14 protein-coding genes are annotated in these 17,166 nt (G+C 64.9%); 1 reads left to right on the top strand and 13 read right to left on the bottom strand.

Features of this window, described 5'->3' with window-relative positions:
* Window positions 1-162: 162 nt before the first annotated feature.
* The 11 genes from DCM79_RS30375 to DCM79_RS30325 form a co-directional block, all read right to left on the bottom strand.
* Window positions 163-459 carry a HypC/HybG/HupF family hydrogenase formation chaperone gene (locus DCM79_RS30375; protein WP_126255921.1) on the bottom strand — a complete coding sequence of 99 codons (297 nt, stop codon included), beginning with the start codon at window positions 457-459 and terminating at the stop codon, window positions 163-165.
* A gap of 26 nt (window positions 460-485) precedes the next feature.
* Complete coding sequence (locus DCM79_RS30370; protein WP_257177714.1) at window positions 486-1,064, bottom strand: HyaD/HybD family hydrogenase maturation endopeptidase; 579 nt, start codon at window positions 1,062-1,064, stop codon at window positions 486-488.
* Window positions 1,065-1,081: 17 nt separating this feature from the next.
* Window positions 1,082-1,825 (bottom strand): Ni/Fe-hydrogenase, b-type cytochrome subunit, encoded by a 744-nt coding sequence (gene cybH, locus DCM79_RS30365; RefSeq protein ID WP_257177713.1) that lies wholly within the window; start codon window positions 1,823-1,825, stop codon window positions 1,082-1,084.
* A 9-nt stretch (window positions 1,826-1,834) separates the two neighbouring features.
* Entirely contained in the window at window positions 1,835-3,625 is a 1,791-nt protein-coding gene (locus DCM79_RS30360) for a nickel-dependent hydrogenase large subunit (protein WP_257177712.1), read from the bottom strand.
* Between the two features lie 29 nt (window positions 3,626-3,654).
* Complete coding sequence (locus tag DCM79_RS30355; RefSeq protein WP_257177711.1) at window positions 3,655-4,746, bottom strand: hydrogenase small subunit; 1,092 nt, start codon at window positions 4,744-4,746, stop codon at window positions 3,655-3,657.
* 197 nt (window positions 4,747-4,943) lie between these two features.
* Window positions 4,944-6,383 (bottom strand): nickel-dependent hydrogenase large subunit, encoded by a 1,440-nt coding sequence (locus DCM79_RS30350; RefSeq protein WP_257177710.1) that lies wholly within the window; start codon window positions 6,381-6,383, stop codon window positions 4,944-4,946.
* Window positions 6,380-7,396, bottom strand: coding sequence for a HupU protein (locus DCM79_RS30345; protein ID WP_257177709.1), 1,017 nt, complete (start codon window positions 7,394-7,396; stop codon window positions 6,380-6,382). Before DCM79_RS30345 ends, DCM79_RS30350 begins: the two co-directional genes overlap by 4 nt.
* Before the next feature lie 66 nt (window positions 7,397-7,462).
* A complete protein-coding gene (locus DCM79_RS30340; protein ID WP_257177708.1) occupies window positions 7,463-8,782 on the bottom strand; it encodes a DUF3422 domain-containing protein in 1,320 nt (439 codons plus the stop codon).
* Window positions 8,783-8,889: 107 nt separating this feature from the next.
* Window positions 8,890-11,199: a TonB-dependent receptor gene (locus DCM79_RS30335; RefSeq protein WP_257177707.1), complete on the bottom strand. Its 2,310-nt coding sequence runs from the start codon at window positions 11,197-11,199 to the stop codon at window positions 8,890-8,892.
* Entirely contained in the window at window positions 11,180-12,259 is a 1,080-nt protein-coding gene (locus tag DCM79_RS30330) for a HoxN/HupN/NixA family nickel/cobalt transporter (RefSeq protein ID WP_257177706.1), read from the bottom strand. The genes DCM79_RS30335 and DCM79_RS30330 overlap by 20 nt, the downstream gene beginning before the upstream one ends.
* 274 nt (window positions 12,260-12,533) lie before the next feature.
* Window positions 12,534-14,792: a TonB-dependent receptor gene (locus DCM79_RS30325; protein ID WP_373568130.1), complete on the bottom strand. Its 2,259-nt coding sequence runs from the start codon at window positions 14,790-14,792 to the stop codon at window positions 12,534-12,536.
* A gap of 484 nt (window positions 14,793-15,276) precedes the next feature.
* Between DCM79_RS30325 and DCM79_RS30320 the strand changes: the two genes are divergently transcribed.
* Window positions 15,277-15,480, top strand: coding sequence for a hypothetical protein (locus tag DCM79_RS30320; RefSeq protein WP_257177705.1), 204 nt, complete (start codon window positions 15,277-15,279; stop codon window positions 15,478-15,480).
* 28 nt (window positions 15,481-15,508) lie between these two features.
* Here the strand turns inward: DCM79_RS30320 and DCM79_RS30315 are convergent, their stop codons facing one another.
* Together DCM79_RS30315 and fdh3B are read right to left on the bottom strand one after the other, a co-directional pair.
* Window positions 15,509-16,510 (bottom strand): formate dehydrogenase subunit gamma, encoded by a 1,002-nt coding sequence (locus DCM79_RS30315; RefSeq protein ID WP_257177704.1) that lies wholly within the window; start codon window positions 16,508-16,510, stop codon window positions 15,509-15,511.
* Window positions 16,511-16,565: 55 nt separating this feature from the next.
* The gene (gene fdh3B, locus DCM79_RS30310) at window positions 16,566-17,162 is read right to left on the bottom strand and encodes a formate dehydrogenase FDH3 subunit beta (protein ID WP_027571966.1); all 597 of its coding nucleotides are present in this window, start codon (window positions 17,160-17,162) and stop codon (window positions 16,566-16,568) included.
* Window positions 17,163-17,166: the final 4 nt, after the last annotated feature.

Raw genomic sequence — 17,166 nt, 5'->3', positions numbered from 1 at the left:
TTTTAATCGTTCGGAACAGCACATCCATCGATGATAAGATACTTTCCAATCCTGATGGAATCTATCTTTGCAGATGGAAAGGCGACTTCCAGCCAGCACCTCGACCCCGCGGGGCCGATGCGGCGGCGAGCGCGGCAGTCACAGCGGTTGCAGCAGGTTCGCCTATTCCGACCGGAGATGAGCGGGCAGTTGCGGCTCGCGGTCGATCAGATCGGCAAAGAAGCGGTCGCAATCCTCGCCATCGAGCGCGGCACCAAGCCCGTCGATCGCAGCGCCAATCAGGCGCGCCTCTTCCTCGTCCAGAAGCCGGATCGCGGTATCGATATAGACCAGCACATGTGCGCCGACCGGCGGATTGGAGAGCAGCAGCATGGAGACGCGCCGCTGCCCGCCACGAAATTCGCACAGCGCCGAGGTTCCGTCGGTCTCGACGATCGTCATCGGCAGGCCGAGGCACATCGCGTTTGCTCCCAAAGGCCAGCCGGTCAGGCCGGCCGCATCTCGTAATTGGCGTGGTCGATGTCATTGGCGAGCAACCGCTCGGTGTCCGCCAACGGCGCGCTGCGGCGGCTCGCCGTGACGCCCCACTCGGCCAATATCCGGCAGGCGAGATCAATCGCGGGCGCGATCTGGTCGCGCACCGGTGGCGTCAGCGGCCCGCCCCAGTCTTCGAGATCGAGCGGCTGGCAGCCGATCAGCACGAGATGCTTCGGGCATCTGCCGAGCAGGTCGGCCGCACTGATCACTTCCTGGAAACCGGTCTGATGCAGGCTCATTTTCTTGGCGCCGGTGAAACGCGGCACCTCGTCGTCGCGCACCAGCTTCAATTCGCCGGGCTCGAGGCCATAGTCGATGGCATCGAACACGATCAGGCGGTCGGCCTCTTCCAGATAGTTCACGAGGTAGAGGCCCTGGGTACCGCCGTCGAGGATGGTGACGTTGTCTGGCACGGCGTAGCGGCGGTGAAACTCCTCCACCGTGCGCACGCCGAAGCCTTCGTCGGCCCACAGGATGTTGCCGATGCCGAGCACCAGGATGCGGTCGCGTTGCGAAGATGTCGGCATCGATCGGGCTCCCATTCTCAATCGCGGAATTGCCGCTCGCCGGAGACCATCGAGGAGATGATGCTCTGGCGCGACATGATGTCTTCGCGGACCGCCGCGTAGATGTGCACCATCACGAACACGACCAGCGCCCACATGCCCAGATGGTGCCAGGTGTGAACATCCTGGCTGTTCGGCCAGATCGCAAACACCCAGCCGAACAGCTTGTGCTGCCAGCTGTCGATCCCCGCGCCTTCCGAATAGAGCGCAAAACCGGTGACGATCATGAAGGCCACGAACAGCGTGAAGCCCGTGAACATCGCGGTTTGCGCCAGCGGATTGTGGCCGACATACATCTTCGGCTCCCGCTCGAGAAACGCGTACCAGCGGATCTCATGCAGCACTTCCTTCCAGAACTGCTTGCGGTGAACCGGAATGTAGAAGATCTGCCGGGAATGGTGATTGCCGACGAAGGCCCACAGGATACGCGTGAGGAAGAAGACCGCGAGCACTTGTCCGGCGGCGAAATGTGCGAAGCGAATGTAGCCCATCACGAAGTTGTCGGAGGCTTCGCCCGCGACCGTCGGCAACGGTGATCCGATGAAATAGCCGGTCACCATCAGCACGAGAATCGAGAACGCGTTGACCCAGTGGCAGATCCGCACCGGCGCCTCGTAGACATAGACGGTGGGTCGACCCACCGCCCGTTCTCCGGAAGCATCGGCAGCGAGCGCCGCGAGATCCGGCCGCGAGTCCGAGCCGGGAGCAATGGCGTCCATCATGGCTTCCTCCTACCTGACCTTGACCTTGGCGAGCTCCTGGCCGTCCGGGCTCATGACGTGAGTCGAGCAGGCAAGGCACGGATCGAAGGAGTGGATCGTGCGCAGGATCTCCAGCGGCTGCTCAGGATTGACCATCGGCGTGTTCATCAGCGACGCTTCGAACGCGCCGATATTGCCCTTGGGATCCCTAGGCGAGCCGTTCCAGGTGGTCGGCACCACGCACTGGTAATTGTCGATCTTGGTGTCCTTGATCTTGATCCAGTGCGCGAGCGCGCCGCGCGGCGCCTCGGTGAACCCGACGCCCTTGGCCTCCTTGGGCCAGCTCTCCGGCTTCCATTTGTCGACATTGGCGGTCGAGGAGTCGCCGGCCTTGATGTTGGCGATGAGCTTGTCCTGGAAGTAGCGCATCTGGCGCCCGGCCCAGACCGATTCGAGCGCGCGCGCCGCGGTGCGGCCGAGCGTCGAGAACAGTGCCGAGGTCGGCAGGTTCAGATCCTTCAGGAACTTGTCGACGGGATCCTTGAACTCGGCCTTGTTCTGCGCGTAGCCGACGATCCAGCGCGCCAGAGGCCCGACCTCCATGGCGTGCCCCTTCCAGCGCGGCGCCTTGATCCAGGAATATTTACCGCCCTCGTCGAGCTCCTCGATCGCGGTCTTGGTGCCTTTGGCCTTCGGGCCCAGCACGTAGTTCGGCTCGGTGACGCCGTCCCAGGGATGCAGGCCCTTGGTCTCATCGGGGTATTTGTACCAGGAGTGCACCACGAACTCCTGGATCTCGTCGGGGTTGGCGAGATCGACCGGAAACACCTCCGACAGATTACCGTTGATGATGGCGCCGCGCGGCAGCTTCAGGCTCTTGTCCGAATAGTCGTTGGCATGCTCGGGCACGTCGCCATAGGCAAGCACGCTCTTGCCGGAGAGGCCGCCGCCATAGAGCCAGTCCTTGTAGAACGAGCCGATCGCCGCGACGTCCGGCAGATAGACCTGCTCGTTGAACTGGATCAGCTGGTCGATGATCGAGGAGATCAGGTTCAACCGCTCCATGTTGATGGCGCCGACGGCGCCGGTGCCGTCGACGTTGATCGGACAGGGCACGCCCCCGACGAGCCAGTTCGGGTGCGGATTCTTGCCGCCGAAAATGGTGTGGATCTTGACGATCTCCTTCTGGAAATCGAGCGCCTCCAGGTAATGCGCCACCGCCATCAGGTTGGCCTCGGGCGGCAGCCTGTAAGCCTTGCTACCCCAATAGCCGTTCTTGAACGGTCCCAATTGCCCGGACTCGACGAACTTCTTCAACCGGGTCTGCAGATCCTTGAAGTAGCCGGGCGAGGACAGCGGCCAGCTCGAGATGGACTGCGCCAACGTCGAGGTCGCGCGCGGGTCGGCCGAGAGCGCGGAGACGACATCGACCCAGTCCAGCGCGTGAAGGTGATAGAAATGAACGATGTGGTCGTGCACCTGCAGGGCGAGCTGCATCAGGTTGCGGATCGAATTGGCATTCTCCGGAATGGTGATTCCCAGCGCGTTCTCCACCGCGCGCACCGATGTCAGCGCGTGCGTGCCGGTGCAGACGCCGCAGATCCGCTCGGTGAACGCCCAGGCGTCGCGCGGGTCGCGGTTTTTCAGGATCACCTCGATGCCGCGCCACATCGTGCCGGTGGAGACCGCGTTGCGGATGACGTTGTCGGCGTCGACGTTGACCTCGACCCGCATGTGACCTTCGATACGGGTCACGGGATCGACGACGATGCGCTTGCCGGAATTGTCGAGATTGAAGCCGTTGGGAGTCTGGATGCCCATAATTGCCCTACCCTGATCTGTCGCTTTGCTCAGCTGTTGTGATCGACGTCTTCGCGCTTCGATGCGAGCCGCTTCACCGCCGTCACTGCCGCATGCGCGGCCACCGCGGCACCGACGGCGCCGGCTGCCACCATGCCGATCTGATCGGCGTTCTTCTCGATGCCGAACTGCTTGATGGTGGTGAGACGGTCGTAGAACGAGCCCTTGTCCCAGAAGCCGTCCTCCGAGCAGCCGATGCAGCCGTGACCGGACTGGATCGGGAACGAGACGCCGCCGTTCCAGCGCACGGTCGAGCAGGCGTTGTAGGTGGTCGGACCCTTGCAGCCCATCTTGTAGAGGCAGTAGCCCTTGCGCGCGGCTTCGTCGTCCCATTCCTCGACGAACTGGCCGGCATCGAAATGCGGGCGGCGGTAGCATTTGTCGTGGATGCGCTGCGAGTAGAACATCTTCGGCCGGCCCTGACGGTCGAGCTCGGGCAACTTGCCGAAGGTGGTGATGAAGGTGACGACGCCGGTCATCACCTCGGCGATCGGCGGGCATCCCGGCACCTTGATGATCGGCTTGTTGGTGATCACCTTGTCGATCGGCGTCGCTTGCGTGGGATTCGGCTTTGCCGCCTGCACGCAGCCCCAAGACGCGCAGGCGCCCCAGGCGATGATCGCCATCGCGTCCTCGGCCATCATCTTCAGCTTCTCGACGAACGGCTTGCCGCCGTCGATGCAGAACATGCCGCCTTCGTTCAGCGGCGGATTGCCTTCCACCGCGAGGATGTACTGGCCTTTGTGCTTGGCGCGCGTCTCGTCGAGAATGGCTTCCGCCTGGTGGCCCGCCGCCGCCATGATGGTATCGTCGTAGTCGAGCGAGATCATCGACAGCACCGCATCCTTCACCAGCGGGTGAGCGGACCGGATGAAGCTCTCCGAACAGCAGGTGCATTCGAGCCCGTGCATCCAGATGACGGGTACGCGCGGCTTGGTCTCGAGCGCGTTCGCGATACGGCTCGCCGCGAGCGGGCCGAGCCCGAGGCTCGTCGCCGTCAGGCTGCAGAACTTGTGAAAGCTCCGACGCGTGATGCCTTGCCGTCTGATCACGCTGTAAAACGTTTCCGTCGCCGTGCCCATGAATCCTCCCGCCTTCGGCTTTGACTTTTCGATGACGCCAAAGACAGCAAGAAGCAGGCCAACAGCCTGGAGCGATTCAAATGTAGAGAGATTCCAAAACGTTACCTATTTGAATTGCTCTCATGAAGGAAGGGAGAGCACGACAAAGGCCGAGAAGCGGAAACAACTCGATTTGCAGCCGGCAACGAAGTTTCCGGTCAGTGCGCAGTGCACACCATGCAGGGATCGAACGAACGCACGATGTGCTGGATCGCAACCGCGCGCGCGCCGGCATCGCCGACATCGGTGCCGACCAGCGCCTGTTCCAGCGGCCCGCCCACGTCGAAGGAATCGCGGGGCGAGAAATTCCAGGTCGTCGGTGCGATGATCTGGTAGCGTTCGATCCTGCCGTCCCGTACCGCCATCCAATGACCAAGACTGCCGCGCGCGGCCTCGACCAGTCCGACATAGCTTCCGTTGGGGATGTCGCGCGAATTGTGGCAGAACGGCTCCGACAGACGCAGCGCGCGCGTCCACTGCTCCATGGCAAGCGCGATGCGCGCGGTTTCGATCAGCCGCGCGATCACGCGGTTGCGCACGTTGGTCCCGCTGGCCGATACGAGATCCGCAATCAACGCCTGCCCTGCCACGGTCTGGCGCGCGATGGCGCCGACCTCGATCGGCTGACCGGACAGCCGCGGGGCCTTGCACCAGCTATAGGCGGCCGGCTTGTCGGGATCCGGGACCGTGCTGCTATGGGCGGGATCGACGGAGGAATCCCGCATCCAGGCATGCGAGACGTCCTCCGTGATCTGCGTCAACGGCAGCGGCTCGATCGCGGAGCGCGGGCCGAACAGGCCGCGCGGAAACAGCTCACCGTCGGTGCCATGATAGGCGCCGTAGCTCATCATCAGGCCCGTGCCCCTGCCGAGCGCGCTGAGCGCGAGACTGTCCGCAAGCCGAAGGAAATGGGCGAAGTCGCCGCCATGGCCGTCACGCCAGCGATCGAGCTCGTCGGCACTGGCAATCGCCAGCACGTTCTCCAGCGAATCCGCAAAGACGACACGCTCGAGAAAGCTCCGGAACGCCGTCGCGATCGACAGCAGCCGGACGCGCTCGCCGAGATCGATCGCGCGTGTGGTGCCGCCGGGCTGGAACGCGAGGCTGTGCGGCCATTTCCCGGCGATGATGCCCATGGTCTCGAGCAGCCGCGCCCGCGCCGGCAGGGCGTCGCGGGCCGCGCTGCCGCGGGTCGCGGCAAAGCGCTCGCGCGTGGCCTCGTGCCAGTCGTGCCCGGCATAGGCCTCGCGGGCAAAGTCCGGCATGAAGAAGATGTAGAAATGGGTGAGGTGGTCGGCCGCGTTCTCGGCGGCATGCGCGATGTTGGTTGCGAGCAGGCCATTGGGCGCAGCCTCGACGGCCATGGCCTCGCGCAGGGCCGCGGCGGCCGCAACCGACTGCGACACCGAGCAGATGCCGCAGATCCGCGGCGCCAGCGCCAGCGCGTCGAGCGGGGGACGGCCCTCCAGGATCTGCTCGAACCCGCGGTAGAGCGGCGCCGTCACTTCGGCACGCATGACGCGGCCGCTCTCGACGTCGAGACGCACTTCGAGATCGCCCTCAACGCGGTTGAACGGCCCAATCGTGATCCGGGTCATGGCTTGGTCTTGGTCGTCGCGCGGCCCGGCGGCACGACGACATGATCGGCAGTTGCGTTCAGCCGCACGCGGCGCGGCGTCGCAGATTTCGACAGCGCGGCGAGCGCAACGAACCAGGCCTTCGGCATGTCGGTCGGCAGGCCGACCGGAATGCCGGCAAGCTTCGCGGTCGCCAGGAAGTTCTGGGCACCCTCGAATCCCGGCGACGTGCAGGCGATGCAGGCATAGCCGCCCTTGGTGCAGGAGCCGCCGCCGTTCCAGGAGCGCTGGTTGCAGTCGCCCACCGCCTGCGTCGCCTTGCAACCGAGATGCTCCATCAGGCAGCCGCGCTCCGACATGGTCTCGGCACTTGCCTTGAACTCGTAAAACTCGTTGCGAGAGCAGCCATGATGGGCCAGATGATTGGCGACGAATTTCGGCCGTCCGTATCCGTCGAGATCACTCGCCGCAATATCCCTGGCGGTCAGCGCCAAGATGGTTTCCATCATCCAGCCCGGATGCGGCGCACAGCCCGCGACATTGATGACGGGAAGGCCGAGCCGCGAGCGGAACGCCGCCCCCAGCGCGCCGCCGCTATCGGTTCCCTCGAACTGCAGGCCGACGGCATCGGTCGGGTTCGATCCTGCGGCCGGCACGCCGCCATAGGCCGCGCAGCTTCCGACCGCGATCACATAGCCGGCGTGCGGCGCGAGATCCAACATCCAGCGGTAGATTGAACGGTTGGTTCCCGCGAGCATGTTGAAGCGGCCGGTGTCGTTCGGTCCACGGGCGACGGATCCTTCCAGCAAGAGAAGGTCGAGCCGCACCTTGCCCTCGAGCACGGATTGCAGGATGTCGACCGCCTCCTCGCCGGTCTCCTCGCTGACGGACGGATGCCACAGCAGATTGACGCCGAACTGCCGGAGCTCGTCGAACCAGCCCGAGGCGCCGCTTTCGAGGATCGACATGGTGCAGCCGCCGCAACTGGCGCCCTGCAGCCAGAGCACGTTGGTCATTGCATCGGATCGGCTCATCTGACGTCTCCTGCTCGCCCCAGCTTCAACCGCTCGCCTTCGAAGCGCAAGAGGCTCGTTTGCGCCTCAATCGTGAGCGCCGGATATTTCGTCATGCTTCAAGTGCCGCCTGCGGATATTGCGGGTGACGATCCAGATCACCGCCACGGCGATCGGCACGAAGATCGCGGTTGCCAGCGAAGGCTCGACATGAAGGCCGCCGTCATGGGCGCCCTTGGCGAGATAGCCGAACAGGCTGACGACGTAATAGCCGATGGCCGCCACCGACAAGCCTTCGACCGTGCTCTGCAGCCTCAATTGCAACCGGGTGCGGTCGTTCATCGAGCGCAGCAGATCGCGGTTCTGCTCCTCGAGCTCGACGTCGACGCGCGTCCGCAACAAATCGGCCGCGCGCGCGAGCTTGATCGACAGGTCGGCCTGCCGGTCCTCCATCGTCGCACAGGTGCGCATGGCCGGTGCCATGCGGCGGGCGAGGAAGGAGGACCAGGTCGGATAGCCCGCGATCTCGCCGCCTTCGATCACCGCGAGGCGAGCCTGCACGATCTCGTTGTAGGCCCGGCTGGCGCCGAACCGAAACAGGCTGCCGGCCGCGCCCCGTTCGAGCGAAGCCGCCAATGCGGTCAGTTCCGTCAAGAGATGATTGTTGAGCTTGAGGTCTTCGGCGCCTTGCATCTCCTCGAGCACTTCGACGAGACGCCGGCCGATATGATCGACGGAGGGCGCAAGCTCGAGCGCAGCGGGCAGACCGAGCAGCGCCAGCGTGCGATAGGTCTCGATCTCCAGCACGCGCTGCACCAGGGCGCCGAGCCGGCCCGGCGACAAGCCGTCGTTGCAGACGAGGATACGAACGAAGCCCTGATCGTCGGCGCGAAAGTCGGACGCGACGACCGCGGGCCCGCTGCGGACCGCCGCGATGGCGAGGCTGCCTCTTTCGAACAGCTGCTGCGCGCGCTCCAGGGCCGCCGAGGTCTGCTCGACCTCGAGCTTGACCGCGACCAGCAATTGCCCTGATTGCCGCAGCGACCGGATCAGCGCGGCGGACTCGGCGCCGATCTCGCCGAACCTGCGAGCCGACGTCCCGGAGCCGCCCAGGATCCAGGTGAAGGTGCTGAACTCCGAATGCTGCTCCCAGCGCAGCTGGGTGGTGCCGATCGTCACCTGGTGATGCTTGGTCCCGTCCTCCGGCGGCGCCTGCCCGTGCGAGGTGCAGAACGCCACGAACTCTCGCCGGTCTGCCGCCGCGACCTCGCCCTGACCCAGAAAAGCAAAGCGGAGCACCGTGACCGGCGCCGTCAGCCGGGTGAATGGGCGAGCATGCACCTCGGCCAGCACCGCGCTGCGCTGCGGATGCAGTTCAAACTCGGCGAGATCGAGGTCACGGTTCATCGGCGGTCCCCTGCTGCGCTTTCAGGCCGCGACGTGCCGCCATCTGGCCGTTCACTACCACAACCCACCCATGGTCCAGCAATCCCGGATCCGCGACCCGCGCAAACCTAGAACGCCCCGGCGATGGTAACCCGGAACGTCAACGGCTCCACGGGATGCAGCACGTAGTCCATCACGCCGTTCTGACAGACCGAAGCCGGCGCGGTGCCCGATGTGCAGAGGTTGTAGAGCGTATCGGTCTTGAGCAGCGAGCCATAGGCATAGGTGATCTGGTTCGCCCTGGTGTCGAAGAGGTTGAGCACGTCGAGCTGGAGGCGCCAGCCGTTGTCCATGCGATAGCCGAGACGGCCGTTGAAGATGCTGATCGCGGAGGAGCGGAACGCGTTGTCCTCCGTCAGCGGGCTCGACTCCAGGTAGCGCCAGCGCAAGGTTCCGAACCAGCCGGTCCTCTCGCCCAGCGTGACGCCGGCCGACGCCACCATCGCCGGCGCGTTCGGAATGTAGTTGCCGGGTGCGTTGCCGACCTGCGCCTCGGGATAACCGGCGAGCGAGGCATAGACCTCGGCCTGCTCGCTGTCATAGCCGCGGAAGCGGGCATGGGTCATGGCGAGATCGGCATCGATGTCGATCCACGATCTCGGCCGATAATGGTTGGTCCACTCAAAGCCGTAGCGGCGGCTGGCGCGGGTCGCCGACGTGTCGCCGGCATCGCCCGCGAAAAGGATCTCGGAATCCTGATCCAGGATGAAGACGCTGAGCGAGGTGTCGAGGCCCGGCACGATCCTGCTGCGCACGCCGACCTCCGCGCCTTTGGTCCGCACCAGGAGCGGCGACGGCGTGAGCCTCGTCGCGGGATCGCTGGGGTCCTCGGTCGTGGTCGCGCCGCGGGCATCGTTGGAGTGCATGCCGTAGCCGGCGCCGAGGAAGAACTCGGTCTGGCGGAACGGACCGAGCACCATCCTGAATTTCGGGCTGCCGAGCGCGGCGTCGGCGCGGCCGGAATTGCCGGCATTGAACCGTGAGGTGACGTCGGCGGCATAATAATCGCCGCGCCAGCCCACCGTCGTTCTGAGCCAGTCGGTCCAGCGCACCGTGTTCTCGGCGTAGAGACCGACGCTGCCCTCGCCGACCTTGTCGCTGCGGACGTTGGAGAGGAAGCCGCGCTGGAAGGTGTTGGTGAGCGCGAGGTCGATCGCATCATAGCGCGATTGCAGGCCGAGGGTGGTCTGCATCGGCAGGCCGGCAAATGAGCCGTCCAGCGTGCGCGAGACATTGGCGCCCGCCATCAGGCGATCGTCGCGCTGGCGAAACTGATCGCCGAGCACGGGATCGCTGAGGTAGTAGGTGAAGTTGTTGAAGAGATCGAGCTGGCTCTTCACCACATAGGCGTTCGCTCGCCAGGAGCCGAGTTCGTCGGTCTGCGCAATGCGGCCTGACAATGCAAACCGGTTGGCGTTGCCGCCGTCGGTCGGATCCTCCGAGCCGAACCGATCGAGCAAGCCGCCGGTGATCGCGCGCTGCGGCACCTGATCGGTCGAATTCCAGGCGTTGGTGTAGGCCATGCCGGTGACGGACACGCCATCGGTCGCGGTGCCCTGGCTGTAGCGCACGAGACCGTTGAGCTTTCGCACATTGTCCGGATTGTCCCACGGACCGTTGTAGGTGCCGATCTCGCCGGCCACGAGCAACGTGCCGTCGCCGAGCTTTGCGGAATCCATGCCGAGCATGCGGCGATAGCCGAAGCTGCCGACGGTGACCTGCGCCAGTGTCCTGGTGCGGTCGATCAGGCCGACATGGACGCTGCCGACCGAGGCGAAATCGCCTTCGTCGGCGAAGTAAGGACCCTTGCGCACGTCCACCGCCGCGATGGTTTCCGGGATCAGCCAGTTGAGATCGGCATAGCCCTGGCCGTGCCCATGGGTGCGCATGTTGACGGGGACGCCGTCGACGCTGATGGCAAGGTCGGTCCCGTGATCGAGATTGTAGCCGCGCAAAAAATACTGGTTGGCTTTGCCCTCGCCGGAATGCTGCGTCACGATGAGACCCGGCACCGCTTCGAGCGCTTCGCCCGGCCGCGTGAAAGGGCGGGCGTTGACCTCCTCGCCCGAGACGGTGATCTCGCTGGCCATGCCGGGCTGGCGCTTCGCACCCGAGGCAACGCTGCGGACATCCGCGCCCTGCGCCGCCGCTGGATACACAAGGATGCGTTGGCCGGCCGCGGGCGGCTTGCCGGTGCGGCGCGCTGCAGCCGGCTTCTTTCGCGCCGACGTTTCGCCGCCAGCGATCTCGATTGGCGGCAGCTCGCCCGAGGTCGGACTGCTCTGCGCCAGGGCGCGGCCGTCGTCGGCGAGCAACAGCAGGGCCGAGAGTGCCGTCAGCGCGCCGCCACGACCGGGCTCACGCCGCTTCGGTCGCATCGGCGCATTCCAGAGCTTCCGCGGTGGCCAGGGGCCGGCCGCTCCCGAAGATGCGACGATAGAGCACGACCGAGACCAGCCAGGCGATCGCAAACAGCGCGACCACGGCGAAGCCGACATTGGCGAGCGACTCGTTGAGGCCCTCGACCAGTGTCCACATCGTCCCCGACAGGCCGAGCCGGTCGGCGGCCAGGCCGAGCGCCTCGATGCCGCCGATCAGCAGCGCGACCGCCACGGAGGCGCCGGTGATCGTGAGGTTGTACCAGAGCTTGCGCAGGGGATCGACGAACGCCCAGCGATAGGCGCTCACCATCAGCGCGGAATCGGCAGTGTCGACCAGCGCCATGCCGGCCGCGAACAGCGCAGGGAAGACCAGGATGTTCGCGAGCGAAGCGCCGCGCGCGGCTTCGGTGGCGGAGATGCTGAGCAGGCCGATCTCGGTCGCCGTGTCGAAGCCCAGTCCGAACAGGAATCCGAGCGGATACATGTGCCAGGGTTTCGTGACCAGGCGGAACAGCGGCCCGAGCAGTCGGGCGAGAACGCCGCGACTGGCGAGCAGCCTCTCCAGCCCTTCAGCGTCGTGAACCCCCTGCTCCCGTGCGGCGCGAAACGTCCGCCACAGGCCGACGAAGATGACGAGATTGATGGCCGCGATCACGAGCAGGAACAGCGCCGACACCGACGTGCCGATCAGGCCGCCGATCTCCCGGAGCAGGCTGTCGCCGCCAAGGCTCACCACGCCGAACGCAAGCAACAAGGTCGCGACCACGACGACTGTGGAATGGCCGAGCGCAAAATAGAGGCCGACGCTCTGCGGCGCGCCACCTGTCTGCATCAGCTTGCGCACGACGTTGTCGATGGCGGCGATGTGATCGGCATCGACGGCGTGGCGCAGACCGAACACCCAGGCCAGCAGCGCCGTCGCCAGCAACGTCGGCCGGTCGCCGAACAGGGCGAAGGCCCAGGTCCATGCCGCGATGTTGGCGGCGACGAGCCCGCCGAACAGCACCAGCGTGCCGGTTTCGATCGCCCGCAAACTCCGCCTCACCGCTTGCTCCATTCGCCCCATCCCACAGTATGACGTTTATCAAGAACCCTCATACTGGCAAGAGCAAGAGCCGCGCCACTTTCGACCTGACGGCCGGAAGGCGCACGGATGGGACGGCTACCTCATTGATTCAACAGACGATTTAGATTCCGGCGCGACGCGGCGCCGGCGCGGGATGAGCTGCGCCGTTGGCAAGCAAGTATCCACTTGGCCGACCAAGTTGACCGCTCCGCGGGCGCGTCGCCGACGACTCCTGCGATCGCCGTCACGCGCGGCCGGAGCCGCTTCACATATCCACGGTCATCGACAGCAGATAGGTGCGTGGTGCTCCCAGGAAGAACGTTCCGAACGAGGCCACGCTGGACCAGTAACTCTCGCCGGTCACGTTCTGGATGTTGGCGCGGAAGACCGTCTTCCTGCCGTTGATCGCGGTGGTGTAGCGGGCGCCGAGATCGAGCCGCGTCCACTCCGGGATCGGCTGCTTGTTGGCGGTGTCGATGAACTGCCTGCCGGTGTAGATGACGGCTCCGTTCAACGTGAGCTCTCTCATCCACGGCAGATCCCATTCCATGCCGATATTGGCCTGAATGTTCGGAACGCCGATCGGCGTGTGACCCACATTGGCCGCGACGGCAGTCTTCGTCAGCGTGCCATCGAGCAGCGAAACGCCTCCGAGCACGCGCACATCCGGCATGAGCTCGCCGTAGACGTTGAGCTCGAGCCCGCGTACCTGCTGTTCGGCGGTCGCCGCGAAGCGCCCGGCGGACAGCTCGCCGCTCGCCTTCGAGATCTGGAAGGCGCTGAAGGTCGTTGCGATCCGGCCGAAGTCCACCTTGACACCAGCTTCGTACTGCTTGGCGACGTAGGGCTGCAGTACCTCGCCGAAATTGGATGCGTTCTGGGGAGCCACGTCGCCTCGCGCGAGGCCTTCGACATAGTTCGCGTACAGGGAGACATTCTCCACGGGACGGACGACGAGGCCGACCACCGGGGTGACCGCGCTCTTGTCGTAGGACGACGTCAGCGTCCCGACATTGGAGAGGTAGTTGTGGGCCTCGATGCCCTGGCGCCGGACACCCAGGGTCAGCAGCACACGCTCGTCGAGCACGGATAGGGTGTCGGCAATGGAGAGCCCGGTGAGCTCGCTGTCCGAGAGACGCGGGCGGTCGCTGATCTCGTTGGCGAACTGTGTCGGCGCGACGGTCGGATTGTAGATGTTCGACGTGACCGGGCTGCCATTGGTCAGTCGCCGGTGCAGCGCGTCGTGGTAAACCGAAGCCTGGAAGGCCACGGCGTGATGGACGAAGCCGGTATCGAAGCGGGCGCGAACACCGCCATCATAGGTGCTTCGATCGATGCTAAGTCCGAAGAATTGGGGGGTGGAGGTCGTGTTGCCGTTGGCGTTGACGATCGTCGGAAGGCCGAAGAACCGCTCGACATTGGTGCGGGATCCGCCGACATCCGCAAACAGCGTGACCTGGTCGCTGACATCGTACTCGGTCTTCAGCAAGGCGGATTGGTCGGTGATGTGCGACCATTCCCAGGGCTGGGTCACGTTCAGCCGGCCGTCCGGCGCCTTTGGCACCTGCAGGCCGGGAGCCATCAGGAAGGGACGTGACGGCGCATCGAACCGATCGGTCTGCGTGATCAGATAGAGCCAGGACCTGAACCGTTCGCCCCGATAGTCCAGAGCCAGCGATCCGACACCTGTCGCCTCGGATTGGCGATCGATCGGCGTGTCGCCGCCGCGGACGCTCCCGCTGGCGCGCACGCCCCATTCCTTGCTGTCGCCGTAGCGCCGCGCAACATCCCAGTGCCCGCCAAAACGTGCAGTCGAGCCGTAGCTGGCGGTCAGGCGCGTCAGGTCCTCTTCCGCGCGCTTGGGCACGATGTTGATGACCCCGCCCACGCCGCCATTGGGCGCCATGCCGGAGAGCGCGGCCGAGGGACCTTTGAGCACCTCGATGCGCTCGACGTAGTCAGTGAAGATGCGATATGACGGCGCGATTCCGTAAAGGCCCTCGAAGGCGAATTCACCGTTGTTGCCTTCGTTGATCGGAAATCCACGAATGTTGAAGGAATCCACCACGCCGCCCGTCGGATGCGAGCTTCGCACGGACGGATCCAGGATCAAGGCATCCGCACCCGTTGCCGCCTGCTGATCCCGGATGAACTTGTCCGTGTAGCTCGTCGCGTTGAATGGCGACTTCATCGTGCTGGTATTTCCGAGCAGTCCGAGCCGCGCGCCTTGCGCGACCTGGCCGCCGGCGAATTCAGGCACGACACTCGGTTGCGATTGCACCGCGACGGCTGGGGCCTGCGGCGCGCGCCGCGGCGTCGATCGGACGCGGGCGTCGCTTCGCCTTATTGGCGCACGGCGAGCCGCTTGCTGCGCCGGCGCATCGACGGTGACGGGTGGAAGCGTGCTGCCGCCTTGCGCTGTTTGGGACCGAGCGGGCGATTCGAACCACGCCAGCAACGCCACGCCACCCAGCAGCGCCGCAGCAAAGCGAGCTACCGTACCGACCCCACCCGTACGCCGCATCAAAAAGTCCTTCATCAATAGCACGCGGCCCACCGTGAGGCGGCCGCTCGGCGCGCGGGACGATGACGGATCATCGCTCTTCGCGTCGAACCGCAGCCGGCACGTGTGACCTTCAACCAAATCGTCCGCAGCCTCACGCTTCGCGTTGACGGCCTTCGCCTGCAACATCGATGGTCAGCAATCTGCATCGCCTCTTTAGAAACACGCTCTCGTGACGGCAACGCAAATGCGTGCACGGCGATTTAGAATGTCTCGATCATGCGATGTGGTCGCGTTGCGATCTGGAAAGATTCCAAAGTTCTTCTTTGAAAGATTCCAAATCAGCGCTGCTGAAATTCGGCAGAGAGAATCAAGAGCGCAATCGTGCGGAGCGCGTTGGCCGCCTCAACGAAAATGGAACCGATCGCCGTGAAGTGGCTCACATCCAACGGGACGATCCGGAGGTATTGATCATGTCGGGTGGAGATGGCCGACGGAGATGCGCATGAACCGCGTCATGCTCTCGCTCATTGCAGCCCTCGCTCTGGCCGGTGCGGCCAGCACCATGCTCAAATCGCAAGCCCTGTTCGGCTCCGGTCAAAACGGCATGGCGTCCATTCAGGACATGCAGACAGGCCAAACGGCCCGGCTCCACGAACAGGACATCCAGGACCGTTCCGTCTTGTTTGGGAAGGAGCCGGCCCCATAGCCGGCTGCCCGCGTTCGGGCTGCGCGCTCTACTCCGCCGGCGCGGTCGCGGGCTGCGGCTGTCCGTCGTTCGGTCCGGTTCGCGCGTTCTGCTGCTCGAGCCAGAGCCTGTGGTGCTCGCGCGCCCAGTTGACGTCGACCTCGCCCGAGCCCATGGCCTCGAACGCACCTTCCATCCCGATGGTGCCGATATAGATGTGCGCGATCATCGCCGCGACGAACAGGACCGCCACGATCGAGTGGACGATCTGGGCCATTTGCATGCCCTCGATACCCGTCCCGTAGAACGGGAACATCAGCGCATAGCCGCTCGTCGCGACGAGAGCGCCGCCGACCACGACGATCCAGTAGATCATCTTCTGGCCGCCGTTGAAGCGATAGGCCGGCGGATGGTCATGCCCGATCAAGCCGCCGCCGCGCTTGGCCCATTCGATATCCACCTTGTTGGGGATGTTGCCGCCGATCCACATCAGGAAGATCAGGATGACACCGAGAGTGAACGGGAAGCTCAGGTAATTGTGGGCGAACTTCGCCCATTGCGACCATTCCGAGAAAGCCTCGAAGCCGATCAGCGGCAGCAGCAGAGGCCGGCCGAACGTGATGTTCAGCCCCGAGATCGCCAGGACGATGAAGCAGGTTGCCGTCAGCCAGTGCACGAACCGCTCGAACGCGTTGAAGCGCACGATGGTACGGCCCGACCGTCCGGCCTCGAGGCGCACCATGCCGACGGTGAGATAGAAGATCACGATGACCGCGATCATGCCGAGGATGGCAATGCCGCCGATCCAGCGCAGTGTCACATTGCGGAACTCGCGCCACTCCCGTCCCTGCGGCTGCTCGAGAACGCCGGAATTCCGATCGGGGATGCTGACACGCCCCTGAATCCGGTTGAGCTCCTGCAGAAGCTGCTCCTCCTTGACCGCGCTAGCGGTCGGATTGACCTGTTGTGCGCCGGCGGGCACCGCCGTGACCAGGAGAAGCAGCGCGAAGGCGCCCAGCGCCAGACGAACGAACCTTCCAAACGACGCCATGACGTCCTCCCCGGTATTGCGCGCTCGTCGACCATCCGTGTTGCGACTGCCCATGTCAGGACTCGATCGTCTCGCGATAAGCGGTCTTCCAGCCCCAGGCGCCCGAGCCATAGCCGCGCTTCATGACGCGCTCCTTGTAGATCTGCGCAATGATCTCGCCGTCCCCTGCGAGCAACGACTTGGTCGAGCACATTTCGGCACAGAGCGGCAGCTTGCCTTCGGCCAGCCGGTTCGCGCCGTATTTCTCGTATTCCTCCTTGCTGCCGTCGGCCTCGGGGCCGCCGGCGCAATAGGTGCATTTATCCATCTTGCCGCGCGAGCCGAAGTTGCCGACCTTCGGGTATTGCGGCGCGCCGAACGGGCAGGCGTAGAAGCAATAGCCGCAGCCGATGCAGAGATCCTTGGAGTGCAGCACCACGGCATCGGCGGTGGTGTAGAAGCAGTTCACCGGGCACACGGCGGCGCAGGGCGCATCCGTGCAGTGCATGCAGGCCATCGAGATCGATCGCTCGCCCGGCTTGCCGTCGTTGATGGTGACGACGCGGCGCCGGTTGATGCCCCACGGCACCTCGTGCTCGTTCTTGCAGGCGGTGACGCAGGCGTTGCACTCGATGCAGCGATCAGCGTCGCAGAGAAATTTCATCCGAGCCATGTGC

The organism is Bradyrhizobium sp. WBOS07 (genome assembly GCF_024585165.1).
Classification (GTDB): Bacteria; Pseudomonadota; Alphaproteobacteria; order Rhizobiales; family Xanthobacteraceae; genus Bradyrhizobium; species Bradyrhizobium japonicum_B.
This window is presented reverse-complemented; position numbering and strand designations above follow the sequence as displayed.